Annotated in this window: 21 protein-coding genes; 8 read left to right on the top strand and 13 right to left on the bottom strand. The window is 59.5% G+C overall.

Annotated features, from left to right (window positions below):
- Window positions 1–24: 24 nt before the first annotated feature.
- The 4 genes from FHT84_RS26120 (at window position 25) to FHT84_RS26135 (ending at window position 4,300) form a co-directional block, all read left to right on the top strand.
- Window positions 25–300, top strand: coding sequence for a DUF1467 family protein (locus tag FHT84_RS26120; RefSeq protein WP_112344217.1), 276 nt, complete (start codon window positions 25–27; stop codon window positions 298–300).
- A 641-nt stretch (window positions 301–941) separates the two neighbouring features.
- Window positions 942–2,264 carry a proline--tRNA ligase gene (proS, locus tag FHT84_RS26125; protein WP_113250590.1) on the top strand — a complete coding sequence of 441 codons (1,323 nt, stop codon included), beginning with the start codon at window positions 942–944 and terminating at the stop codon, window positions 2,262–2,264.
- A gap of 27 nt (window positions 2,265–2,291) precedes the next feature.
- Window positions 2,292–3,602 carry a lipoprotein-releasing ABC transporter permease subunit gene (locus FHT84_RS26130; protein WP_113250589.1) on the top strand — a complete coding sequence of 437 codons (1,311 nt, stop codon included), beginning with the start codon at window positions 2,292–2,294 and terminating at the stop codon, window positions 3,600–3,602.
- 14 nt (window positions 3,603–3,616) lie between these two features.
- Entirely contained in the window at window positions 3,617–4,300 is a 684-nt protein-coding gene (locus tag FHT84_RS26135; protein WP_112344220.1) for an ABC transporter ATP-binding protein, read from the top strand.
- A gap of 109 nt (window positions 4,301–4,409) precedes the next feature.
- Here FHT84_RS26135 and FHT84_RS26140 read toward each other — a convergent pair whose 3' ends face one another.
- Entirely contained in the window at window positions 4,410–4,877 is a 468-nt protein-coding gene (locus FHT84_RS26140; protein WP_112344221.1) for a DUF5680 domain-containing protein, read from the bottom strand.
- Window positions 4,878–4,952: 75 nt separating this feature from the next.
- Window positions 4,953–5,549: a hypothetical protein gene (locus FHT84_RS26145; RefSeq protein ID WP_113250588.1), complete on the bottom strand. Its 597-nt coding sequence runs from the start codon at window positions 5,547–5,549 to the stop codon at window positions 4,953–4,955.
- Between the two features lie 355 nt (window positions 5,550–5,904).
- Here FHT84_RS26145 and dnaE point away from each other — a divergent pair, with 355 nt between their 5' ends.
- Window positions 5,905–9,399, top strand: a complete 3,495-nt coding sequence (gene dnaE / locus FHT84_RS26150; RefSeq protein WP_113250754.1) for a DNA polymerase III subunit alpha — start codon at window positions 5,905–5,907, stop codon at window positions 9,397–9,399.
- Here dnaE and FHT84_RS26155 read toward each other — a convergent pair.
- From FHT84_RS26155 to FHT84_RS26165, 3 genes are all read right to left on the bottom strand, one after another.
- The gene (locus FHT84_RS26155) at window positions 9,396–10,667 is read right to left on the bottom strand and encodes a L,D-transpeptidase family protein (RefSeq protein WP_113250587.1); all 1,272 of its coding nucleotides are present in this window, start codon (window positions 10,665–10,667) and stop codon (window positions 9,396–9,398) included. The genes dnaE and FHT84_RS26155 overlap by 4 nt on opposite strands.
- 192 nt (window positions 10,668–10,859) lie before the next feature.
- Window positions 10,860–11,900 carry a GH25 family lysozyme gene (locus FHT84_RS26160; RefSeq protein WP_113250586.1) on the bottom strand — a complete coding sequence of 347 codons (1,041 nt, stop codon included), beginning with the start codon at window positions 11,898–11,900 and terminating at the stop codon, window positions 10,860–10,862.
- Between the two features lie 189 nt (window positions 11,901–12,089).
- Complete coding sequence (locus FHT84_RS26165; protein WP_113250753.1) at window positions 12,090–13,379, bottom strand: DNA polymerase IV; 1,290 nt, start codon at window positions 13,377–13,379, stop codon at window positions 12,090–12,092.
- Between the two features lie 83 nt (window positions 13,380–13,462).
- Here FHT84_RS26165 and FHT84_RS26170 point away from each other — a divergent pair, with 83 nt between their 5' ends.
- Window positions 13,463–14,041: a GNAT family N-acetyltransferase gene (locus FHT84_RS26170; protein ID WP_113250585.1), complete on the top strand. Its 579-nt coding sequence runs from the start codon at window positions 13,463–13,465 to the stop codon at window positions 14,039–14,041.
- A 30-nt stretch (window positions 14,042–14,071) separates the two neighbouring features.
- On the opposite strand, the gene FHT84_RS26175 is transcribed toward FHT84_RS26170, so the two are convergent.
- Window positions 14,072–14,719: a hypothetical protein gene (locus FHT84_RS26175; protein WP_113250584.1), complete on the bottom strand. Its 648-nt coding sequence runs from the start codon at window positions 14,717–14,719 to the stop codon at window positions 14,072–14,074.
- Between the two features lie 2 nt (window positions 14,720–14,721).
- Window positions 14,722–15,030, bottom strand: coding sequence for a DUF3572 domain-containing protein (locus tag FHT84_RS26180; protein ID WP_113250583.1), 309 nt, complete (start codon window positions 15,028–15,030; stop codon window positions 14,722–14,724).
- Window positions 15,031–15,161: 131 nt separating this feature from the next.
- On the opposite strand from FHT84_RS26180, the gene FHT84_RS26185 reads away from it, so the two are divergent.
- The gene (locus FHT84_RS26185; protein WP_028754034.1) at window positions 15,162–15,533 is read left to right on the top strand and encodes a response regulator; all 372 of its coding nucleotides are present in this window, start codon (window positions 15,162–15,164) and stop codon (window positions 15,531–15,533) included.
- A 16-nt stretch (window positions 15,534–15,549) separates the two neighbouring features.
- Window positions 15,550–16,923, top strand: coding sequence for a PleD family two-component system response regulator (locus FHT84_RS26190; RefSeq protein ID WP_113250582.1), 1,374 nt, complete (start codon window positions 15,550–15,552; stop codon window positions 16,921–16,923).
- A gap of 813 nt (window positions 16,924–17,736) precedes the next feature.
- On the opposite strand, the gene rpmG is transcribed toward FHT84_RS26190, so the two are convergent.
- From rpmG to topA, 6 genes are all read right to left on the bottom strand, one after another.
- Window positions 17,737–17,904, bottom strand: a complete 168-nt coding sequence (rpmG, locus tag FHT84_RS26195) for a 50S ribosomal protein L33 (protein WP_003547442.1) — start codon at window positions 17,902–17,904, stop codon at window positions 17,737–17,739.
- A gap of 96 nt (window positions 17,905–18,000) precedes the next feature.
- Window positions 18,001–19,185 (bottom strand): MFS transporter, encoded by a 1,185-nt coding sequence (locus tag FHT84_RS26200; protein WP_113250581.1) that lies wholly within the window; start codon window positions 19,183–19,185, stop codon window positions 18,001–18,003.
- On the bottom strand, window positions 19,178–19,495 hold the full coding sequence (locus FHT84_RS26205; RefSeq protein WP_146758994.1) for a hypothetical protein: 318 nt from the start codon (window positions 19,493–19,495) through the stop codon (window positions 19,178–19,180). Before FHT84_RS26205 ends, FHT84_RS26200 begins: the two co-directional genes overlap by 8 nt.
- Window positions 19,492–19,947, bottom strand: coding sequence for a DUF983 domain-containing protein (locus FHT84_RS26210; RefSeq protein ID WP_112344231.1), 456 nt, complete (start codon window positions 19,945–19,947; stop codon window positions 19,492–19,494). The genes FHT84_RS26205 and FHT84_RS26210 overlap by 4 nt, the downstream gene beginning before the upstream one ends.
- A 31-nt stretch (window positions 19,948–19,978) precedes the next feature.
- Window positions 19,979–22,357, bottom strand: a complete 2,379-nt coding sequence (gene rnr / locus FHT84_RS26215) for a ribonuclease R (RefSeq protein WP_113250580.1) — start codon at window positions 22,355–22,357, stop codon at window positions 19,979–19,981.
- Window positions 22,354–25,023, bottom strand: coding sequence for a type I DNA topoisomerase (topA, locus tag FHT84_RS26220; protein WP_113250752.1), 2,670 nt, complete (start codon window positions 25,021–25,023; stop codon window positions 22,354–22,356). Before topA ends, rnr begins: the two co-directional genes overlap by 4 nt.
- Between the last annotated feature and the right edge of the window lie 87 nt (window positions 25,024–25,110).

The raw sequence follows: 25,110 nt of genomic DNA on the forward strand, positions 1-25,110 counted from the left end.
TAAACACGTCTCGAAGGGAGCATAATGGCCCAGCAGATCATTGCCAGTTTCGCCGTTTATTTCGTTATCTGGTGGATTACGCTCTTTGCCGTCCTGCCGTTTGGTCTGCGCACGCAGGCCGAGGACGAGCATGTGGTCCTCGGCACCGTCGAAAGCGCCCCGACGAAGTTTCGGGCCTGGCGGGTGGTTCTCGTCACGACGCTGGTGTCTGCTCTTATTTACGGCGCCTGGTATGTCGCGTCGCATTACTTCGGATTGAGTATAGATTCCATTCCTAAGATCGTTCCAAGCTATCAGTGATCTATAGAAATAGTAGAGTAAAGCAGGCCCAAGTCGCATGCCCTGCAAGTCGCATGCCCTGCAATCGCCATCAATTCGTCACACGCCTGTCATGTGGCTGGCGCAGAGAATTCCCGGTGCGTTTGTCGTATCTTGGCTGAAGGGCTGAAAGTGGGCTTTCTCGCGAGAGCGGCTGATCGGCGGAAGATCAGGCTGAGAAAGCAAAAAAAAACAAGGCTATAAGCCTTGTTTTAAAGTATCGCGTGATCCTTATCCGTTACCGGGGCAGCGAACGAGCGCGCCTAAGATCTGATCCTCCCAAGACTTGACCGCGAAACGACAAGAATTTAGCCTTCCTGCCTCTTTTGTGAGCTAAAATTAGCTCAAAGATTGAGCTTTGTCATCCTTTTTTTTGCTTTTTTGCTACAGTGGCGCAGAATTTTTCTGTTGACAGATTTTCGTCGTAAATCCTTATAAACGTGCGCTTTTTCGAAACATCGGAAATAGGCCGTATCGCCTGTATTTCCGGGCATTTGCCAAATTCTTCTATTGCAGAATGCGGGTTTCCTTCCAACGCCGAAGCAGTTATGAACTGCCTCCAGTACATAATTTACTAACGATTCCGCCGCGAGCGGAACGTCAAACCATCTGGAACAAGCGTCATGCGTCTGTCTCGTTACTTCATGCCCATCCTGAAGGAAAACCCCAAGGAGGCTGAAATTGTTTCCCATCGGCTCATGCTGCGCACCGGTATGATCCGCCAGCAGTCGCAGGGCATCTATTCCTGGCTGCCATTGGGCAAGCGCGTGCTCGACAAAGTCAACAAGATCATCCGCGAGGAGCAGAACCGTTCCGGTGCCATCGAGCTGTCGATGCCGACGCTGCAGTCGGCCGAGCTCTGGCAGGAAAGCGGCCGCTACGACGCTTACGGCAAGGAAATGCTGCGCATCAGGGACCGGCAGGACCGTCCGATGCTCTACGGCCCGACCAACGAGGAGATGATCACCGACATCTTCCGGTCCTATATCAAGTCTTACAAGGACTTGCCGCTGAACCTGTATCATATCCAGCTGAAGTTCCGTGATGAGATTCGTCCGCGTTTCGGCACGATGCGCTCGCGCGAATTCATGATGAAAGATGCCTATTCCTTCGATCTGACGCAGGAAGGCGCAGTGCAATCTTATAACAAGATGTTCGCCGCCTATCTGCGCACCTTCAATCGTCTTGGCCTGAGAGCAATTCCGATGCGTGCCGATACCGGCCCGATCGGCGGCAATCTCAGCCACGAATTCATCATTCTTGCTGATACCGGCGAGTCGGAAGTTTTTTGCCACAAGGATTTCGTCAATTTCGACATTCCGGGCGAAGACACGAATTTCGATGATGCCGCCAGCCTGAAGAGCATCTTCGATAAATGGACTTCGGTCTACGCCGCTACCTCGGAAATGCATGACGAAGCCGCCTTCAACGCCATTCCGGAAGGCGATCGCCTGTCGGCGCGTGGTATCGAGGTCGGCCACATCTTCTATTTCGGCACGAAATATTCCGAGCCGATGGGTGCGAAAGTCCAGGGTCCGGACGGCAAGGAACATGCTGTCCACATGGGATCTTACGGTATTGGACCGACACGCCTTGTTCCCGCCATCATCGAAGCATCGCATGACGAGAACGGAATCATCTGGCCGGAATCGGTCGCGCCGTTCGATGTCGTGGTGATCAACATGAAGGCCGGCGATCAGGCTTGTGATGACGCCTGCGAAACCGTCTATGCCGCGCTGTCGAAGGCCGGCAGGGACGTGCTCTATGACGATCGCGACGAGCGTGCCGGAACGAAGTTCGCGACGGCCGATCTGATCGGCGTGCCCGTGCAGATCATCGTCGGGCCGCGTTCGATCGCGGGCGGCGAAGTGGAAGTGAAGGACCGCAAGACCGGCGCTCGCGAGACGATGACGGTCGATGCGGCAATCAAGCGGCTGGCCGGCTGATTGACGATTAAATAGGATGGAAGGCGAATGGCGGTGAGCGCGGCAGTGGAACAGCAGGAAAATTCGTTCAAGGCCGGCCCATCGTCTCGCCCGTTCTCCGGTTTCGAACGGCTCGTTGCCTGGCGCTATCTTCGCTCCCGGCGCAAGGAAGCTTCGATTTCGGTCATTGCCGGCTTCTCTCTGGTCGGCATCATGCTCGGCGTCGCGGCGCTGATCATCGTCATGGCGGTCATGAACGGTTTCCGCGCCGAACTCTTCAAGCAGATTCTCGGCTTCAACGGCCATGTGGTGGTACAGCCCATCGATTCGCCGCTGAATGATTATGCCGAGCTGGCAAAGAAGTTTTCCGCCGTACCCGGCGTCACCATGGCCTTGCCGCTCGTGGAGGGTGAGACACTCGCCTCGGGACGCGGTGGCTCGGGCACCGGCGCGCTGGTGCGCGGCATCCGCTCGGAAGACCTGACGAAACTCAAGTCGGTTTCCGATCACGTTGTCTCTGGCGATATGGTCGGCTTCGCGTCCGGGCAGGGTGTTCTGGTCGGCAGCCGCCTCGCGCGGCAACTGGGGCTGACGGTCGGTGATCAGATCACGCTCACGGCGCCGGACGGCGATGTCACGCCCTTCGGCGTCAATCCGCGCGTCAAGGCATACACGATCTCGGGTATCTTCGAGGTCGGCATGTCGGAATATGATTCTTCGGTCGTTTTCATGCCGCTGGAGGAGGCGCAGGTCTTCTTCAACGCCGAAGGCATCGTCGAAAAGATCGAGCTCTTCATCACCAATCCCGACGATGTCGATGAGCTGCGGCCGAAGATCGAAGAAGCCGCCGGGCGACAGATCTTCCTGACGGACTGGCGGCAGGTCAATGCCACTTTCTTCTCGGCCCTGCAGGTCGAGCGCAATACCATGTTCATGATCCTGACGCTGATCGTCCTTGTCGCAGCCCTGAATATCATCTCCGGCCTGATCATGCTGGTGAAGGACAAAGGCAGCGATATTGCCATCCTGCGCACCATGGGTGCGACATCGGGCGCCATCATGCGTATCTTTTTCATGACAGGCGCGGCCATCGGCGTCGTCGGCACGCTTGCGGGTGTGATCCTCGGCGTTGTGGTCTGCCTGAATATCGAGTCCATCCGTCAGTTTTTCTCCTGGATTTCGGGTACCGTGATCTTCAATCCGGAAGTCTATTTCCTCAGCAAATTGCCGGCTCAGATGAATCTCGGTGAGACCGTCTCGGTTGTGGTGATGGCTCTCACGCTTTCCTTCCTTGCTACGATCTTTCCGGCCTGGCGTGCCTCGCGGCTCGATCCGGTGCAGGCGTTGCGCTACGAATAAGGAATTCGCATTTGATGAAACGCAACGTCGTTCTCCAGCTTTCGGGCGTGGAGCGTCATTACGGGCAGGGTGAGACGCGCCTGTCGATCCTGAAGGGGGCAGATTTCGCCTTGCGCAGCGGTGAGATCGTCGCGCTGGTGGCGCCTTCAGGAACGGGCAAGTCGACGCTGCTGCACGTGGCTGGTCTGCTGGAGCATCCCGATGGCGGCGAGGTGGTCGTCAATGGCCAGGCCTGCGAGGCCTTGTCCGACGATAGGCGCACGGCGGTGCGCCGCAGCGAGATCGGCTTCGTCTATCAGTTCCATCATCTGTTGCCCGAGTTCTCAGCGCTCGAGAACATCATGATGCCGCAGCTCATTTCCGGCCTCTCGCGCAAGGATGCGAGCGAGCGGGCCGCCCAGCTTCTCGACTATATGCGCATCGGCCATCGCGCCGATCACCGCCCGGCGGAGCTGTCCGGTGGCGAGCAGCAGCGCGTCGCGATCGCCCGCGCCGTCGCCAACGCGCCGCTGGTGCTGCTGGCGGATGAACCCACCGGCAACCTCGATCCGGCGACCGCGCATTACGTCTTCGATGCTCTGGAGGCGCTGGTGCGCCAGTCGGGTCTTGCTGCCTTGATCGCCACCCATAATCACGAACTCGCCGCTCGCATGGATCGCCGCGTCACCCTAAGCGAAGGCAAGGTGGTCGAGGTCTGATCGCCCGTTGAAGCAATTCCAGGAACAGTGCTGCGTGGTTTTCCATCCGGAATTGTGAGATCACGAAGATATAGAGCGGTTCCGTGATTTCGAGAAACGCTGCGCCGCTCTAAGGTACGATCAGGCCGCCGCGATAATCCAGTTCATAGGCCTTGCGGTCCTTCACCATGATGGCCTCATGGCCGGTGAAGTGGTTGCACGACCCGGTGCTGCGGTCGATATAGCGGCCGTAGGCATGTTCGAACTCGAAGCCGCCGAGAAAGCGCTTTTCATCGAGATAGAGACGCAGAAGTGCCGCCTTGATGACCATGCCGGCGCGGGTGCCGTCGATCAGATCAGGCTCGACGATATGGCCGAAATAATTCATGGCCCAGACCGGCTCGCCGTCACACCACACAAGCTCCTGTCCGGCGAAGTCCGTGCCGCCGAAATAGCTGTCGAGATAGCGCCAGCGGCCGCTTGTATAGCCGATATCATGTGAGCCGCTGCGGCAGGACGGCAGCCTCTCGCCATCGCCGACATAGGTCTCCGCTTTGGCGATGACAATAAAATCGTTCAGCTCGGCAAGATCCGGCATGACCCTCTCCATTTTGGTGAGGGGGTAGGATGCCATTCAACGTTGGGCTTGTAAAGAACAAAAAGAGAACATGCGCTAGCGATACCCGCTTTCGCAGGCCTTCTGGCCGAGATCGTCCTGCCAGTTTTGGATGGTCACGGTCTTGGCATCGGCCTTCAGCGCCTTACCATCCTTGGTCACCTTGCCGGTCAAAACGTTATAGTCGCAGCTGTGACTGTTGTCCGGTTCGAGCGTGTCGCGGGAGTCGTAGGTGTAGCCGGCCACCACGAAGTTGTTGTTGCGATAGGCGAGCGTCAATGTCTGAGTCCAGCGATCGCGGCCGATGGCGTCATTCTGCGATGCGATCGCGATCGAGCCGTTTGGGAGCGCCGAGATCGACGGCTCCTGGCCGACGATGCCGCCGGGTTCGACGCTGCCCCATATTTTGTTCGGAGCGCTTGCGGCGAGCTTCAGCAAGGAGTGTTCGTCATCGCGCAGGTAGATATGGATGCCGATCGGATTGTCGGCCTGATCATCCGGAGAGGGCGCCACCAGAAGTGCGAGATCCGGTTTGCCATCCTTGTTCCAATCGCCAATCGCGGCGTCGATGATGCGGCCGGGCGCTATCGCATCTTCAGCGCGGGCCGTAGTTGTCAGCGAAAGGAGAATGAGAGCGCAGGCAAGTGATTTCATCGTGGTCTCCCTGTTCGCATCTCAATAGCGCCGGGCATTTCCGGCGTCCATCGGAGAACGGAAAAGTCGTGCGATGAAATTTATTGATGCTCCTATTGACTTTCGAACAAAAACAGAACAGAAAAGAAACATAACGAGTAAGGAGCGCGTAAATGACCGATATCATTCGAGACGTTGCAGCATTCACCTCCATCGTCATGTTCGTCACCAGCTTTTCCCTCATCATGATGGCGATGTAAGTTTTATCCCCATTTGCTCTTGCTGTTCCCATATTTGATGGGAGCAACTTATGGACTTTACGATCCGCAATGCCGACAATAACACCGATTCATGTGGGCATGCGGAAGGGTTTGAGATGGCGGATATGGGTGGCAGCGGCGTGGCAGCGCCGGCCGGTGAGATGCCGGAATTCGTGCACCTCAGGGTTCATTCCGCTTATTCGCTGCTAGAGGGCGCGCTGCCGCTCAAGAAGATATTGGCCAAGGCTGCCAGCGACAGCCAGCCGGCCATCGCCATTACCGATACCAACAATCTCTTCGTTGCTCTCGAATTCTCGCAGAAGGCGATGGACGAAGGTCTGCAGCCGATCATCGGCTGCCAGGTATCGATCGACATGGAAGATGGCAGCGAAAGTGAGAAACGCGGGCCGCAGCAGGCGCTCGCCAAGCTGCCGTCCATCGTGCTGCTTGCTGCGACCGAGCGGGGCTATGAACGCCTTGTCGATCTTGTCAGCCGCGCCTATCTCGGCGGCGAGGGCAACAGTGCCGTTCACATCACCAGCTCATGGCTGGAAGAGATCGGCACGGAAGGCATGATCGCGCTGACCGGCTCGTTGAGCGGGCCGATCGATATGGCGCTGAAGGAGGGGCATGCCGCGCAGGCGCTCTCCCGTCTGCTGACCTTGAAACGCCTGTTCGGTGACCGGCTATATCTCGAATTGCAGCGCCATGGCGCCTATGATCGCCGCCATGAGCAGAAGATGATCGCGATGGCCTACGAGCATGAGATTCCGCTGGTCGCGACCAACGAGGCCTTTTTCCCGACGCGTGACGATTACGACGCGCATGACGCGCTGATGGCGGTGGCTCATAACGCCATCGTCTCGGACGATACGCGTTTTCGTCTGACGCCGGATCATTATCTCAAGAGCCGAGCCGACATGGCGAAGCTTTTCGCCAATCTGCCGGAGGCGCTGGAAAATACGGTCGAGATCGCTCGCCGCTGCTCCTTCATCCTGAAGACCCGCAAGCCGATCCTGCCGCGTTTCACCGGCGCGACCGATGATGCGGAGGAGGCCGAGCGCGCCGAGTCGGCAGAGCTGCGCGCCCAGGCCGTCGAGGGGCTCGACCAGCGTCTCGCCTCGCTCGGCATGGCGCCAGGCTATGAGGAAAAGGATTATCGCGAGCGCCTGGAGTTCGAACTCAGCGTCATCGAGCGCATGAAGTTCCCCGGCTACTTCCTGATCGTTTCGGACTTCATCAAATGGGCCAAGCGGCATGATATCCCGGTCGGGCCGGGCCGCGGCTCGGGTGCGGGCTCGCTGGTCGCCTACGCACTCACCATCACCGACGTCGATCCGCTGCGCTTCTCGCTGCTGTTCGAGCGCTTCCTCAATCCGGAACGCGTCTCGATGCCGGACTTCGATATCGACTTCTGCCAGGATCGGCGTGAAGAGGTGATCCGCTACGTGCAGGCCAAATATGGCCGCGAACAGGTGGCGCAGATCATCACCTTCGGTTCGCTGCAGGCGCGCGCCGCCCTTCGCGACGTCGGCCGCGTGCTGGAAATGCCCTACGGCCAGGTCGACAAGATCTGCAAGCTCGTGCCGAACAATCCCGCCAATCCGACCCCACTCAGCAAGGCGATCGAGGAGGAGCCGCGCCTGCAGGAGGAGGCGGACAAGGAGCCGGTCGTCGCCCGGCTTCTCGACATCGCCCAGAAGATCGAAGGCCTCTATCGCCACGCCTCGACCCACGCCGCCGGTATCGTCATCGGCGACCGCCCGCTTTCGAAGCTGGTGCCGATGTATCGCGACCCGCGTTCCGATATGCCGGTCACCCAGTTCAACATGAAATGGGTGGAGCAGGCCGGCCTCGTGAAGTTCGACTTCCTTGGCCTCAAGACTCTGACCGTCCTGAAGACGGCGGTCGATTTCGTCGCCAAGCGCGACATCTCGATCGATCTCGCCAGCATCCCGCTCGACGACAAGAAAACTTACGACATGCTCTCGCGCGGCGAGACGGTCGGCGTGTTCCAGGTGGAAAGTGCGGGCATGCGCAAGGCGCTGATCGGCATGCGCCCGGACTGCATCGAGGATATCATCGCGCTGGTTGCCCTCTATCGCCCCGGCCCGATGGAGAATATTCCGGTTTATAATGCCCGCAAGCATGGCGAGGAGGAGATCGAGTCGATCCACCCGAAGATCGATTACCTGCTGAAAGAAACGCAAGGCGTCATCGTCTACCAGGAGCAGGTGATGCAGGTCGCCCAGGTGCTCTCCGGCTATTCGCTCGGTGAAGCCGATCTTCTGCGCCGCGCCATGGGTAAGAAGATCAAGGCGGAGATGGACCAGCAGCGCGAGCGCTTCGTTGATGGCGCCATCAAGAACGGCGTGTCGAAGGGGCAGGCCGACGTTATCTTCGATCTGCTCGCCAAGTTCGCCAATTACGGCTTCAACAAGTCGCACGCCGCAGCCTACGCCATTGTCTCCTACCAGACCGCCTATATGAAGGCGCACTATCCGGTGGAGTTCCTGGCAGCGTCGATGACGCTCGATATGTCCAATACCGAGAAAGTCAACGACTTCCGCCAGGATGCCAAGCGCCTGGGCATCGAGGTCATCGCGCCCTCGGTGCAGACCTCTTTCCGCCATTTCGAAACGGGTGACAACCGCATCTATTATGCGCTGGCGGCCATCAAGGGTGTGGGCGAATCCGCCGTTGATCACATTGTCGAGGTGCGCGGCGATCAGCCCTTTGCCAGCATCGAGGATTTCTGCCTTCGCATCGATCCCAAGCAGATCAACCGCCGCGTTCTGGAAAGCCTGATCTGCGCCGGCGCCTTCGACTGCTTCGAGATCGATCGCGCGCAGCTGATCGCCGGCCTGGATCGCATCATGGGCTATGCCCAGGTCGCGCAGGAAAACAAGCGCAGCGGCCAGCACGACATGTTCGGAAGTGCGGCCTCCGGTCCGGAAAAGATCGTGTTTCCGCCCTATACGCCCTGGCTTGCTTCGGAGCGGCTACTGCGCGAATTCCAGGTGCTCGGCTTCTATCTGACGGCGCATCCGCTCGACACTTATAAGAGCGTGCTCGACAAGATGCGGGTACAGCCCTTCGCCGAGTTCTCGGCCGCGGTGAAACAGGGCGCCAGCAACGGACGTTTGGCCGGCACGGTGATCTCGAAGCAGGAGCGCAAGACGCGCACCGGCAACAAGATGGGTATCTTCGTCTTTTCCGATGCATCTGGTCAGTTCGAAGCGGTGCTCTTCTCGGAGACGCTCAACCAGTATCGTGATGTGCTCGAAGTCGGAAAATCCTTCGTTATAACAGCCCAGGCGGATGAGCGTCCGGAAGGCATCAGCCTGCGCCTGCAGACGGCGCAGTCGCTGGAGGAGAAGTCGCTACAGATGCAGAAGGCACTGCGCGTCTATGTCCGCGATTCCGGGCCGCTGAAAGCCGTTGCCGCGCATCTGAATGCCAAAGGTGACGGCCTCGTCTCCTTCATCGTCATCAAGGAGGAGGGGTTGCGCGAGGTCGAGGTGGCGCTGCCGGAGAAATATCGCATCACGCCGGAAATTGCCGCCGCCTTGCGTACAGCGCCTGGTGTCATCGATGTGGAGCTGGTTTAGCCCTTTTTCCCAAGCGCACCATTGTTGGTGATGGTGATGAAATCGGTCCCGTTACCGGTTTCCGGTCCAACGCCGGTGTCGGAAATCGTCAGCGAGGATCCGGCCGTCAGCAAATCCTCGATGCGGTGGCGGACGTCGTCGGGAATGGTGATGCGGGCAAACGCCTGTCCGGCCGCATCGAGCGATTGCGATTGCTCCTCGCTGGTGATGCCGTACCGCTTCTTCGTCTGCATGCTGAGATCTTCTTCGAGCGTCATGCCGAACCAGTCTGCCTTGCCGCTGATCCGGTCGATGGCGTTGGCTGTGAAGAAATGCACGCCGAGCGCCTCTTGCGGCTCGGCGATGATGGCGGGGCCTTCGAAGAGCGGCTTGAAGTTCTGGCGGACCATGATCGCGCCGTTCGGCGGTTCGCCCTTGCCGGCGGCAGCATAGACCGCTTTCATCAGCGCGGGGCTGACAAGACTGCCCGTCGTCTTGATGTCATGCGCTTTCCTGAAATCTTCGATCGCCTGCACCGTTGCCGGCCCGAGCATGCCGTCGGGCGTTCCGGTAATAAAACCCATCCCATTCAGAATGGTCTGGAGGTCACGCACATTCTCGCGCAGGCCGCGCCGGGTGATGAGGATGCTGAGCGGTGCCGGATCGGCGGGCGGGGCAATGGTTTCCTGGACTTTCGGCATCCGGATCGAAGTCACATCATTCGTTGCGACCTGAAGGGCTTGCCCCTGCGGCAGAAAGCTTGCGGTCATTGGGCGCAGTTCGATGCCGGAAAACAGCGCTGGGGGAGGTGCTGCCGGCGGCTGGAACAGCATCGCGCTCTCGAAAGCCTGCGGCACCAGCGGCTGATTGGCGATCACAACATGCACACCGCGCTCGGTCATCTGATAGAGCATCTTGGCAAAGGCTTTCGGCATGCGCACGCAGCCGTGGGACGCCGGATAATTCGGAACCGAGTTGGATTCGTGCAGCGCGATCCCCGACCAGGTCAGCCTTTGCATGTAGGGCATGGGCGCGGCCGAATAGAGATTTGACTCGTGATAGACCTTCTTTTCCAGAATGGAGAAGATGCCGCTTGGTGTCGTATGGCCCCGCTTGCCGGTCGAAACCTTAGAGGTTGCGATCACCTGGTCGCCATCATAGACGACAAGCGATTGCCTGTCCTTCGACACCACGATCTGCAGCGTGCGGGCATCCGGCGCGGCAAGAGAAGGATGTGAGAGGGCGGTGGCCGACAACAGCCCGAGCCCCAGCAACAGAAACGGCTTCATATGAACACAAACCAATACGCAATACTCGTACTGCCAAGGTTATGCTTTGAAGTTTAAGGAAGGCTTGCCGAAAAGACCTGCCTTATCGCTACCGCTAAATCCTGATGTTGCGTGTTCGAAACAAGATTCAGCTATGCCGAAGCGAGGCTGGCTGCCCTGCTTCGGCATAAGGTATCAACGGCGATCTGGAGATCAATGGACGCTGGAGGCTACCCAGTTGTGCCAGTCCTGCTCGCTGCCGTGGAAGGCGTTGAGGTCGATCCTGCCTTCGACGCCGTGGGAGACGCCTGAACCGGAATATTGCCAGAACAGCCATTTCCGGCCCGGATAGACCTTGGACGGATGTTGAGCCACGGCGCGCAGCCAGAAGGGATAGTCGAGCAGTTCGCCGCTGAGATTGTCGCGATAGAAATCCGGCGCCGTATAGACGATCGGGCGCTGGCCATAATGCTTTTCGAGCTTGTCCATGAAGACCTGCATCTTGGCAAGCACCTGCTCGCGCGAAGGGCGCCGCTTGCAGCTCGACTCACCGTTCCATTCGACGTCGATGACGGGCGGAAGCGCGCCTGCCTCCTTCGGCACGTTGCGGATGAACCAATCGGCTTGCTCACCGGCCGTCCTGCACCAATAGAAGAAGTGATAGGCGCCATGTTTCAGGCCGGCCTGTTGGGCGGCCCGCCAGTTCTTCCTGAACATCGGATCGAGATGATCGCCTCCATCAGTCGCCTTGATGTAGACGAAGTTCGCACCCTGGGTGCGCAGCGTATCCCAGTCGATCTCGCCCTGCCAGCGCGAGACGTCGACGCCATGCACGGCAAGCTTCCGGGGCGATGTGGAAGAGCCGAAATTGATCGGTTTGGCGTCGCGGAAGCGGTGGCTATAGATCTGCATCGGCTGCTGCCGCATGGCACGAGGCATGGGATTCGACGGCGCGAGCATGGCGAGCGGCCGCTGCAGCGGTACGGGTGTGTCGTCCCCGCCTTGTTCGGAGGGCAGAAATGCCTCCGGCCGGACCTCCGTCGGCATTGTAACTGCCAAGGCCTGCTGCCGCTCGACGCGCGAGACCGTTTCGCCGATTTCGACCGATGGCACCGGCCGATTACTCTTTGCGATGGAACTGGTCGTTTCCTTCGAAGGCGGGCTGGCTTGCGCTGCTTCGCGCTCACCTCGGGCGGCGCAGCCTGAGATCGTCAGGCAGGCAAGAAGAATGGTCGATACAGCCGATAGACGCATAGGAACCCGTACGCAAAACACAATCGACGGCGGATCCGCGCCGTTCGGAAGTCACAGAATCCAAGTCCTAATGGAAATTTACCAAAAAAGTTTGAATCCGAGCTTTCTTGCCCTCAAGAATCGCACGCGTGGCGTGATTATTTGCGCTACGGCTCAATATCGCCGGCCGATGACTTTTTTAAAGCATTGTTATCTATGGCGTTTATCGCCGAACGTATAGCCGGTCTCGACCGTCCTGTTGCCGAATTTTTCTTTGAGTTTGTCCATGGCAGCTTCTGCTGCTGCGCGTCGCGTCGACTGCACGTCGACAAGATCGGGCGGATCCGCGCGCGCCGCGTCGCCAAGGTCGGTGACGCCAATGCCGATGAGGCGGAATTTCGTGCCGTCGGTCTCGTGTTCGAGCAGCCGCAGGCCGGTGCGGAAGATCCGGTCGGCAAGCTGGGTCGGATCTTCCAGGCGGCGGTTGCGCGTGCGGGTCCTGAAGTCGGCGGTCTTCAGCTTCAGCACCACGGTCTGCCCGGCAATGCCGCTGCGCTTCAGGCGCCGCGAAACCTTCTCCGAGAGATCGCGCAGGACCGGCACAAGATCGTCATGGCGCGAAATGTCGTCGAAGAAAGTCGTTTCGGAAGACACGCTCTTTGCCGCTTCGTTTGGATGCACCGTACGGTCGTCGATGCCGCGGGCGAGGCGGAAAAGCCGCTGCCCGATGACGCCGTAGCGACGCATGAGGTCGCCTTCCTCCATGGACTGCAATTGGCCGATGGTGCGGATGCCGTCGCTTTCGAGCGTCGCCGCAAAGGCCTTGCCGACGCCCCAGATGGTTGTGACGGGGCGTGGCTCCAGGAAGGAGAGCGCCTCTTCACGCCCGATGACGGAGAAGCCGCGCGGCTTCTGCAGGTCGGAGGCGACCTTGGCGAGGAACTTGCAATAGGAAAGGCCGACCGAGATGGTGATGCCGATTTCCTGTTCGACCCGCCGGGCAAACCTGGCGAGAATGCGGGCCGGCGGATCGTGATGGAGCCGCTGCGTGCCGTCGAGCTCAAGGAAGGCCTCATCGATCGAAAGCGGCTGCACCAGGGGTGTCAGTTCCTGCATCATGCCTCGAACCTCGCGGCCGACACGGACGTATTTTTCCATGTTCGGTCGGATGACGACGGCCTGCGGGCAGGCTTCCAGCGCCTTGAACATCGGCATGGCGGAGCGCACCCCATGGGTGCGGGCGATATAGCAGGCGGTGGAGACGACGCCGCGTTTGCCGCCGCCGATGATGACGGGTTTGTCGGCCAGCTCCGGATTGTCGCGTTTCTCGATCGAGGCATAAAAGGCGTCGCAGTCGATATGCGCCAGCGTCAGTCCGTAGAGTTCGCGGTGATAGACGAGGCGAGGACTGCCGCAGCTGCGGCAGCGCGTTCGTGCGGTCGATTGCTCGCTCAAGCAATCGCGACAGAAACCTGAGATCTTGTCGGGCGCATTGGTCATTGAACGAGAACAAAAATTGAACATCGCTACTTTATGTTTTAAGCTTGTGAGTCTCAAGCCGGAAAACTGTCGGGGAGCAGGGAGTGCGGAATTTAAGCGTGCAGCCATTAACGCCCGAGCGCTGGGACGATTTCGAGGCGCTTTTCGGACCGAGCGGCGCCTGCTACGGCTGCTGGTGCACCTATTTTCGCGTCCCGACCTCGCAACGCAAGACGATGGATGCGGCGGCCAAGAAGCGGTTCATGCAGGCGCGCATCGCGGCCGGGCCGCCACCCGGTCTCCTTGGCTATATCGACGCGCAGCCGATTGCCTGGGTGCAGGTCGGTCCGCGCGCAGAACTCCCGCAATGGAATTCTCCCAAAACCGTATCCCGCCCGCTCGATCCCGCCGATGCGGAGGATAGCTCGATCTGGGCCATCAGCTGCTTCTTCATGAATGCGCGCGATCGTGGCAAGGGATACAGCCATCGCATGCTCTCGGAGGCCATCGACTTTGCCAAGGCGTCCGGTGCGCGGCTGCTGGAGGGCTGTCCGATCGAGCGCACCAAGCAATCGAAATCCGTCGGCCTTTGTGTGGGCTCGCAACGCATATTCGAAGCGGCCGGATTTTCGGAGGTGGCGAAGCGCAAGGATGGCAGGCCGCTGATGCGCCTCATTCTCTGATGCCGGGCGCGGATATCGGGCCAGATGGCTTCAGCGCACGATATGGGCCTGGATCAGCGGCGCCGCCTGGCTCCATTCGTTTGCTTCGGGGATCCCCGCCGCGACGGCTGGCGCCATGCGGTGGACGATGGAATCGGGCTTCAGATTGATCAGAAGGCATTCCGGAACATGCTCGCTGACCGAATGCAGATTATGGGCCATGTCGTCGACGAAGGCGACGGGCACACCGCGCTGCCGATGCAGGGAGCGCACGATCGGCCCTTTCGGCTGCAGCGATGCCAGCAGGGGATAGGCAAGTTCGAGCTTGTCGAGCAGGCGGCGTCTCTGGGCCCAGAACTGTGGCGGCATGGCCGTGAGGAAGACGATATCGGCGTCTTTCGAGAATTCGCCGAGCGTGTCGACAACGCGCTCGAAAGGGGTCTGCCATTGTTCCTGCGCCTCGAAGAAGACTTCGATCAGCCGGTGAACTTCCTTTTCTTCCAAGGCGGAGCCATTGTCTTTGGAGACGATGTTGCCGGTCAGTCGGAAGGAACGTGGCAGGAATTCATAGCCTTCGCCGTCGATGAAGGTCAGGAAAGGGGCAAAGAAATGCAAGACGACGTCGTCGACATCGCAGACGATCAGCGGCCGTTCCTGCAGCCGGATATGCGATACGTCGAATTCGAAAGGGGCATCCATAGTCAATATTCCCCAGAGGCAAGGCCGGGTGGCGAAAAATGCGCCGACGCGGCGGCGACGGCCTCCGGTGGAATGCCGCTCGCCTCGCAAAAGGCCAGCAATGTCGGTTCATGGTTCATGAGAAAGTCGAGCATGCCGGCAAGAAAGGCGGGCTCATTGATGGCGTTGCGCACCTGTGCCGGCTCCACGCCCGTCAGCGCCAGGAAACGGCCGAACATATCCGGTTCGTTGGCCAGCCAGCCGAGTACGGCGATCGCAGTCTCTTGCGGGTCGGCCGCATTCTTCTTCGGGTTCTTGAAGTTACTTTGCATTTTGAAGGGTAAGTTACCTATTTTTCAACCAAATGCCGGTAGTTTGCGATTCAAGTATTTCTGGAATCGGTTCCTCGCGACCCTATATTTCGAGAGAATGGATGCAATACCGGATGCAGGGACAGCTTTCCATGCCTAAGCAGGTAATGATTGTAGAAGACAATGAGCTCAATATGAAGCTCTTTCGCGATCTGATCGAGGCTTCCGGCTATACGACGATCCAGACCCGCAACGGCATGGAAGCGCTCGATCTCGCGCGCAAGCATCGCCCGGATCTGATTCTCATGGATATTCAGCTTCCGGAGGTTTCCGGCCTGGAAGTCACCAAATGGCTGAAGGAAGACGATGATCTCCACGTCATCCCCGTAATCGCGGTTACGGCCTTTGCCATGAAGGGTGATGAGGAACGTATTCGCCAGGGCGGGTGCGAGGCCTATGTTTCCAAGCCGATTTCGGTGCCGAAATTCATTGAGACCATCAAGACCTATCTGGGCGACGCCTGATGATGGGGAAAAGCCGATGACCGCGCGCATCCTGGTAGTTGACGACATCCCCGCCAACGTAAAGCTTCTGGAAGCGCGGCTGCTTGCCGAATATTTCGAAGTGTTGACGGCGGAAGACGGTTTGAAGGCGCTCGCCATTTGTGCGAATGCCCAGGTCGATCTCATCCTTCTCGACATCATGATGCCCGGTATGGACGGATTCGAAGTATGCGAGCGCCTGAAGTCAGATCCGCGTACGGCCCATATCCCCGTCGTCATGGTGACCGCGCTCGACCAGCCGGCAGACCGTGTGCGCGGCCTGAAGGCCGGCGCCGACGACTTCCTGACCAAGCCGGTCAACGACCTCCAGCTTATCTCCCGCGTCAAGAGCCTTCTTCGCCTTAAGACGCTGAGCGACGAATTGAACGTGCGCAGCGAGACCGCGCGCAATTTCGGCATCGAGGATCTGCTTCGGGCCGGTGATGGTCGCGCCGACGAAGCCGGGCAGGTGCTTCTGGTCGATGGTCGCGCCAATTCGCAAGAGCGCATTATCCGCACGCTGAAGCCGATTGCACAGGTCGTTGCAATGTCCGACCCGCAGGCCGCGCTGTTCGAGGCCGCCGAGCGGCCGTTCGAGCTGGTCATCGTGAATTCGAACTTCGAAAACTACGATCCGCTTCGGCTCTGCTCGCAACTTCGCTCGCTGGAACGTACACGCTTCCTGCCGGTGTTGCTGGTGACGGAGCAGGGCGCCGACGAGATCATCGTCCGTGCGCTTGATCTTGGCGTCAACGACTATATCGTCCGTCCGATCGATCCGAACGAGCTCGTCGCCCGTTGTCTCACTCAGATACGGCGCAAGCGCTATAACGACCGGCTGCGTGCCAGCGTGCAGCAGACCATCGAGCTTGCCGTCACCGACGCGCTCACCGGCTTGCACAACAGGCGATACCTGGACAATCATCTCAAGGTGCTTTTCGATCGTTCGCTGGCACGGGGACGGCCGCTTTCCGTCCTGATCACCGACATAGATCGTTTCAAGACCGTCAATGATACCTATGGTCACGACGCCGGGGACGAGGTGTTGAAGGAGTTCGCCGCGCGTATCCGCTCTACGGTGCGCGGTGCCGATCTCGCCTGCCGTTACGGCGGAGAGGAATTCGTTGTCATCATGCCGGACACCCCGGCCGATATCGCGGCTGCCGTCGCCGAGCGCCTGCGCGCTGTGGTAGAAAATATGCCGGTGAAATTACGAGATAATGGTGTCCCGCTTAACATTACCGCATCCTTCGGCATTTCGTCCCGTTTAGACACGATCGAGACGCCGGAGCAATTGATGAAACAGGCCGATCTTGCGCTTTATGAAGCAAAAAGAGCTGGGCGCAACAGGGTCGTCGCCTCGGCTGCTTGATGGAAACAGACCATAAGAAACGGAGGTCGCCTCTCTATATTGAGGGTATTTTTCAAGTTTTGAACAGGCATTCAGAAATTTGTTCTCTGTTCCTCCAGGATGCTCCGCCTCTTGTATTGCTGAGGAAAAGGCGTGTAGTTTTTTCCTAGACATCGCATGAATACGTGCGCATTTGCGGTAACCTTGAAAACTCGTCGTTATTTTATTTGTTAGATGAGGATTATTTGAAAATTTTCCATTATATGTAAGTCATGGAGCGAAGGTTTAACTGAAAGTAATTTATATATTCAATTGTGCTTTAATATATGTATTTCGAATTTTCCTTCACCACAGGAATTATATCTTTATTCTTTAGGACTTCTTGACCAAGGTTTATTAAAACTATCGGACATTCTTTTTTGCCGAAGTCATGAATTTTAACCATCCGAGAAGACAAGCATTTTTTATCATTAAGAATTTGTTGATTTCCTTTCGATTTCGCGCGAATTTAGTCTCATATACAAACAGCCCGTAAGGGTTTTGAAGATACCCCATGATGCTCAGGTCCGCCGCATCTCCTGGGTCGTGGGGTCGGTCGGCTGGCAGGCAGAAAGAGAACGGTTCCTCGTGCCGTTTTGCAGGCTAGCCGGCCCCCAATTCAAAAACGCCGCTCTTCGGTCATCGAAGGCGGCGTTTTTTCTTCGTCGTCCAGGCGTTATCTTTTCAGCTCGGATGATGTCGCAAAATTGGACTTTGTCCCGGAAATCTCCAGCAAAAACAAAAAAGGCGCAAACCCGTAGGTTGCACCTTTTTGTAACCTGAAGTTTAGGAAACTTACTTGATCTTCGTTTCCTTGAACTCGACGTGCTTCTTCGCAACCGGGTCGTACTTCGTCTTCGTCATCTTGTCCGTCATCGTACGGCTGTTCTTCGTCGTGACGTAGAAGAAACCAGTGTCGGCCGTCGACAGCAGCTTGATCTTGATGGTGGTAGCCTTGGCCATAGTCGTCCTGCCTTTAATAAAAATGAACGCCGTGGACGGCCAGTGCGGAGGTCCACGGCGAATTCTGGCGCGAAAATACAAATCGCGCCCGAAAAGTCAACCTCTGTTGCCCATGAAAAGCAGCCGTATCCCCGAAAGCAGGACATAAAGACCGAAGAAAAAGGCAACGGCCCAGGCAAAGCCGCTGGGATTGGCGAGATCCATGGCCGTGCCGATCGTCGGTGGACCGAGAACCATGCCGACGGCATAGCAGAAGACGAAGGCGGCGTTGGCAGCCACCAGATCGGCCCCGGTCAGTCGCGTGCCCAGATGGCTGAGCCCCACCGTATACATGCCCGAAACGCAGCCGCCCCAGAAGAGCAGGATGATGGCGAGAATGATCCAGCTCGATGACAGCGATGGCAGCAGAAGCGCGCCGATAAGGCCGATGGTGGCCATGATCGACAATAATGGCCGCTTGTCGCGCATGCGGTCGGCGAGGAGCCCGAGCGGAATCTGGAAGACGAAATTGCCTACGCCCATGACGGTCAACAGCAAGGCGGCCTGCGATTCGTTGAAACCGAGGCGCGTCGCATAGCTGGTGAACAGCGAGCCGCCGCCGACGGTGACCGCGCCGAACACGAAGACAGCCGCCGTTGCCGTTGGCACCAGGAAGATGTAACGGACGAAATGCAGTTCGGGCTTCTCGTCGACGATCGGGCTCTCGTTGCGCGCGATGAAGATCGGAATGGCGGCTGCGAGGATGATGCAGGCGCCGACGATGAAGGGCAGCAAGCCCTCGCTGCCGACCACAGAGAAGAGCAGGGGGCCGGCCGCAAAGCCGAGCGAGAACACCGTGGAATAGAGGCCGAGCACGAAGCCGCGCTTGGAAGGCGGCGAAGCGGCGTTGATCCAGAATTCCGACAGGATGAAAAGGGTGGTCGTCGCACCATGGAAAACGATTCGCAGCGGAAACCACAGCAGCAGGTTATCCGCGTAATAGAAGCCGAGCGAGCTTAACGCTGAGAGAAAGACCGCCCAGATCATCGTCTGCACGACGCCGAAGCGGTGCGCGAGCTTGGTCGTGATGACCGCGGCCAGCATCGAGGCAACGCCCATCATCGCTGTGTTGAGGCCGATCAGGCTTGAAGGAATCCCACGCTTTTCGAGAATAATGCTGAGAAGCGGCAGGCCCAGGCCGATGGCGATGCCGACGGCCGACACGGAGGCAATGGCCGCGACGAGCGAAGGCCAGTGAATTTCTTCGACGTGGCCGGCCTTGTCGTTCGTCGGTTCAAGCATAAACTAAATCCTGGAGCATGAGGCAGGCGAATCGATCCGGATGCGCAATATAGAAAGCCACGGCTTGGCCAAATTCAGGTGACGGGTCGGCTTTCATGAGATCGGTCAAACCCTCCGGAGCAGTCCCCTTGACGCGCGGCATGTTCAGACAAGAAATGTTGCCGATGTCAAGCCGTTGCTGATGAACCAGCTCACGCGAATCGCGAATATGCGGCGAATCGATCGTAATTCCCGATAGAAGAGTGTAACGATGTGAAACAACCTCGGCCCTTCGTCCGGGCCGGCTGCGCAGGCGGGCATACATTGTCACGACCGGCCGTTTCCCTCATCCCATTCTTCCGGACTGTCGTCATGTCCGCCGAATCCATGCATCCGCAGCGCCCATTGCAGGCCGATGACACCGCCCTTAATCGGTTGAATGACGGCAAGAGCCGCGATGACGGTAATGGGTGCCCATATGGCAAGATGTGCCCAGAGCGGCAATTTGAAAGTCATGTCCGTCAGCATGTATCCGCCGACGATGATGTGGCCGAGAACAAGGATCACCAGATAGGGCGGCAGGTCGTCGGCGCGCTGGTGAAAGATCTCTTCACCGCACACGGCACAGTGATCCACCGGTTTCAGGAAGGCGCGGAAGAGCCTGCCCGTGCCGCAGCGCGGACAGCGGTTCAGCATGCCGCGGGAAATCGACCGCCCAAGCGGACGTTCGCTTTCATCGGAGCCACCGAAGCGGGTGGGAGAGTCGGATGGGCTGCCCGTCATGAATGCGTTTCCTTCTGCCGGCAGCCGCCTTTTATCTGCGTCCGCGCGGCGGTCTTGTGCCCGGCGCCTTGCGGGCTGGGTTCTTGTTGCGGCGGGTCGCCTTGTGGAATGAACGCACCGCGGTCGGCATCGGCCTGCCTTCGCTCAGCATTTCGAAGCGCAGAGCCCCGGCAAGCGGCACGGCCTCGGCAAGCCTCACGCTGACATCATCGCCGAGACGATAGCCGAGCCCGGTTCTTTCACCCGTCAGTGCCTGATGGGCTTCGTCATAGATGAAGTAATCGGTGCCGAGCGTAGATATAGGGATGAAACCGTCGGCGCCATAGTCCGGCAGGGTGACAAAAAGTCCCGACTTGGTGACGCCGCCGACGCGCGCCTCGAATTCCGCGCCGACACGGCCGGCGAGGTGATGGGCGATCAGCCGGTCAACCGTCTCGCGCTCGGCAGCCATGGCGCGGCGTTCGAAAGTCGAGATTTCGGCAGCGATATCGTCGAGTGAGGCTTCTTCGTCCGGCGTGATCCCGCCTTCGCCGAGGCCGAGCGAGCCGACAAGAGCGCGATGCACAATCAAGTCGGCATAGCGGCGGATCGGCGAGGTGAAGTGGGCGTACTTCATCAGGTTCAGGCCAAAATGCCCGATATTATCGGGGCTGTAGATCGCCTGGCTCTGCGAGCGCAGCACCATCTCGTTGACCATGGTCTGATGCGCTGTGCCCTCGGCTTTCGCGAGAATGCCGTTGAAGCTGTTGGCGCGCACGTTGCCGCCCTTGGCAAGTGAAATGCCGAGGGTGGCGAGGAATTCGCGCAGCACTTCCTGCTTGGCGAGCGTCGGGCCATCGTGGATACGATAGATCAGCACCTGCTTCCGCTTTTCCAGCGTCTCGGCAGCGGCGACGTTCGCCTGGATCATCATCTCTTCGATGAGCTTATGCGCGTCGAGGCGCGGTGGTACGAAGACGCGATCGACGGTGCCATCCGGCTTCAGCAGGATCTTGCGCTCCGGCATGTCGAGCTCGAGCGGCTGGCGCCGGTCGCGGCCCTTTTTCAGAATCTCATAGGCGTGCCAGAGCGGCTTCAGGATCGGCTCCAGCATCGGTCCGGTCTTGTCATCGGGTTTGCCGTCGATCGCCGCCTGCGCCTGCTGGTAGGAAAGCTTGGCTGCGCTCTTCATCATGACGCGATGGAAGGTATGGCCGGCCTTGCGGCCTTCCTTGGAGAAGATCATTCGAACCGCAAGGGCAGGGCGGTCGACGCCTTCTTTCAGCGAGCAGAGATCGTTGGAGATGCGCTCCGGCAGCATCGGCACGACGCGATCGGGAAAATAGACCGAATTGCCGCGCTTCAGCGCCTCGCGGTCGAGCGGCGAGTTCGGGCGCACGTACCAGGAGACGTCGGCGATGGCGACTGTGACGATTACGCCGTCCGGATTGTCGGGTGAGGGATCCATTTCGGCATAGACGGCGTCGTCATGGTCCTTGGCGTCGGCCGGGTCGATGGTGATCAGCGGCAGGCTGCGCCAATCCTCGCGATGGGACATGGTGGCCGGCTTGGCGGCATCGGCTTCCGCGATGACGGCGGCGGGGAAAACGTGTGGGATTCCATGTGCATGGATGGCAATCATCGAGATCGCCTTTTCCGACGCGACGGAGCCGATGACCGACAAGACCTTGGCGCGCTGCAGGCCGAAGCGGCCGAGACGCGCCACTTCGACTTCGACCAGATCACCATCCTTGGCGCCGCCGGTATAATCCGGGTCGATCACCATCTCCTCGCCACGCCGTTCGATGGGCATCAGCCGTCCGCCGCCGCCCGGCGTTTCGCGGAAGGCACCCATGGAGGCGCCCTGCCGCTTGTCGATGACCTTGATGATGCGGGCCGTATAGGCCGGGCCGCCGCGATCCACGGCCGAGAAGATCTTCGCGAGGATGCGGTCACCCATGCCGGCGACAGGCGCCTTGCCCTTGCCGTTGCGGCCGGCGGGCGAGGAGGATTGCTTGATCAACACGGCAGGCGCGACGCCATTTTCCTCAGCCCATTCGGCGGGACGGCCGATCAGCATGCCATCCTTGTCACGGGTGGTGATATCGAGCACGGCGATCGGTGGCAGCGCGCCGGGGCGGATGAGCGACTTGCGGCTCTTCTGCACCATGCCTTCTTCTTCAAGCTCGCGCAAAAGGTCCTTCAGCGCGACGCGGCTCTCGCCCTTCAGGCCGAAAGCTTTGGCGAGCTCGCGCTTGGACGCCTGTTGCGGATGGTCGGCGATGAAGCGCAGGATGACCTCGCGCGGCGGCAGAACGCCGTGGACGATCGCCATCATCGGCTCTGCGTCACCGCCTGCCTTGCCGGCGCGGCCGGGTTTGCCGGAACGCCGTTCCGACGATGAGGTCCTGCCGCGCGGTTCTCTGCTCACTCTGCACTCTTCTTTTTCGCTGTCGTCTTGGCCGCAGGCTTCTTTGCAGCAGCCTTCGGTTTGGCGGTTGTTTTCGTCGCTTTTGCGCCGGCTGCAGCGGCCTTTGCCTTGGCAGGCGCCTTCTTGGTGGTGCCGCCGCTCTTGCCGGCCTTCGCCGCGATCAGAGCCAGGGCTTCCTCGACCGTGATCGCCTGCGGATCCGTGCCCTTCGGCAGGGTCGCATTGACCTTGCCCCAATTGACGTAGGGACCATATTTGCCGTCACGAACGGTGATCGAGCCGCCGCCGTCCGGATGCGCGCCGAGATCCTTCAATGCCGCGGGCGTACCGCCGCGCGCTCCGCCGCCTGCCTTGCTCTGCTTTTCGGCAAGAACGGTGACGGCGCGGTTCAGACCGACGGTGAAGACATCCTCGACGCTTTCGAGGTTGGCGTAGCTGCCATCATGCAGAAGGAAGGGGCCATAGCGGCCGATGCCGGAGGAGATCATCTTGCCGGTCTCGGGGTGCTTACCGATGTCGCGTGGAAGCGAAATCAGCGCCATCGCCTTCTCATAATCGATATCCTCCGGCTTCCAGCCGCGCGGCAGCGAGGCACGCTTGGCATCCTTGCCGTCGCCGCGCTGGATGTAGGGACCGAAGCGGCCCGAACGCAGCGTCAGCTCTTCGCCGGTCACCGGATCGGTACCGAGCGCCTTCGGCTCGTTCAACCCGTTGGATTCAGCCTCCGCACCGCCTTCCGACGAAAGCTGGCGGGTATAATTGCATTCCGGATAGTTCGAGCAACCGACGAAGGCGCCGTATTTGCCGAGCTTCAGCGAGAGATTGCCCGTGCCGCACACCTGGCAGATGCGCGGATCGCTGCCGTCTTCGCGCTTCGGGAAGACGAGCGGCGCCAGCGCATCGTTCAGTGCATCGAGCACATTGGTGACGCGCAGTTCCTTCGTGTCCTCGATCTGGGCGAAGAAATCGCGCCAGAAGTCGCGCAGCACGTCCTTCCAGTTCAGCTCGCCTGCGGAGATGCGGTCAAGCTTCTCTTCCAAGTCGGCGGTGAAGTCGTATTCGACATATTTGGTGAAGAAGCTTTCGAGGAAGGCTGTCACCAGCCGTCCCTTGGCCTGCGGCACCAGCTTGCGCTTGTCGATGGTCACGTAATCGCGGTCGCGCAGCGTCGCCAGCGTCGCCGCATAGGTGGAGGGGCGGCCGATGCCGAGTTCTTCCATCTTCTTGATCAGCGATGCTTCCGAATAGCGCGGCGGCGGTTCGGTGAAATGCTGGGTCGAATTGATCTTCTGCTTGGCGAGATTTTCGCGGGCATTGATCTCCGGCAGCCGGCCGCCTTCTTCGCTGTCGTCGCTCTGCTCGCCGTCTTCCTTCTGGTCGGTATAGGCGGCGATGAAGCCGTCGAAACGGATGACGGAGCCGACAGCGCGCAGGCCGGCCTTCTTGCCGGCGTTATCGGCCAGGATCTCGACGGTGGTGCGCTCGATTTCAGCCGAAGCCATCTGGCTGGCGATGCCGCGCTTCCAGATCAGGTCGTAAAGCTTCAGCTGGTCGTCATCGAGGAACTTGCGGATGCGGTCCGGCACGCGGTCGAAGTCGGTCGGACGGATCGCCTCGTGTGCTTCCTGGGCATTCTTTGCCTTGGTGGAATAGAAGCGCGCCTTTTCCGGCAGGTAACGGTCGCCGAACTGGTTGGCGATGGCGTGGCGCGCGGCATCGATCGCTTCCGGTGCCATCTGCACGCCGTCGGTACGCATATAGGTGATGAGACCGACGGTTTCGCCGCCGATATCGACGCCCTCATAGAGTTTCTGCGCCACCTGCATGGTGCGCGAGGCTGAGAAGCCAAGCTTCGAGGAGGCGGCCTGCTGCAGCGTCGACGTCGTGAAGGGTGGGCTCGGATTGCGCTTGACCGGCTTCGCCTCGACGGTGTCGACGACATAGGAGGCGCCTTCGAGCAGCGCCTTCAGCTTGCCGGCCTCTTCGCCGTTGCCGATCGCACGCGGCTGCAGGCGCTTGCCGTCGGCGGATACGAGGCGGGCTTCGAACTCGTCGCCGCGCGGCGTCTTCAGGATCGCGGAAAGATTCCAGTATTCTTCCGAGATGAAACGTTCGATCTCCGACTCGCGGTCGCAGACGAGGCGAAGGGCGACGGACTGTACGCGGCCGGCCGAGCGGGCGCCGGGCAGCTTGCGCCAGAGAACCGGCGACAGGTTGAAGCCGACGAGATAGTCGAGGGCGCGGCGCGCGAGATAGGCATCCACCAGCGGCACGTCGATGTCGCGCGGCTCGGCCATGGCGTCGAGCACCGCCTTCTTGGTGATGGCATTGAAGACGACGCGCTTCACCGGCTTGCCGTTGATGACGCGCTTCTTGTTCAGCACGTCGAGCACATGCCAGGAAATGGCTTCACCCTCGCGATCCGGGTCGGTCGCCAGAATCAGACCGTCGGAGGTTTTTAGCGCGTCGGCGATGTCCTTGATGCGCTTTTGCGAGGCACCATCGACTTCCCACAGCATTTCGAAATCCTGATCCGGCAGCACCGAACCGTCTTTGGCGGGCAGGTCGCGCACATGGCCGAAGGATGCAAGAACCTTATATCCGGGTCCCAGATATTTATTGATTGTCTTGGCCTTGGCAGGCGATTCCACCACTACAACGTTCATCATCAAGTCTCTGAATAAGAGGTCGCGCCGACATAAGGCGCGGGAGATACCGGGTTTTCCGTCTTCCCGGCCTTCCGACATGGACAG

The organism is Rhizobium sp. BK289, from assembly GCF_014193575.1.
GTDB lineage: Bacteria > Pseudomonadota > Alphaproteobacteria > Rhizobiales > Rhizobiaceae > Rhizobium > Rhizobium tropici_C.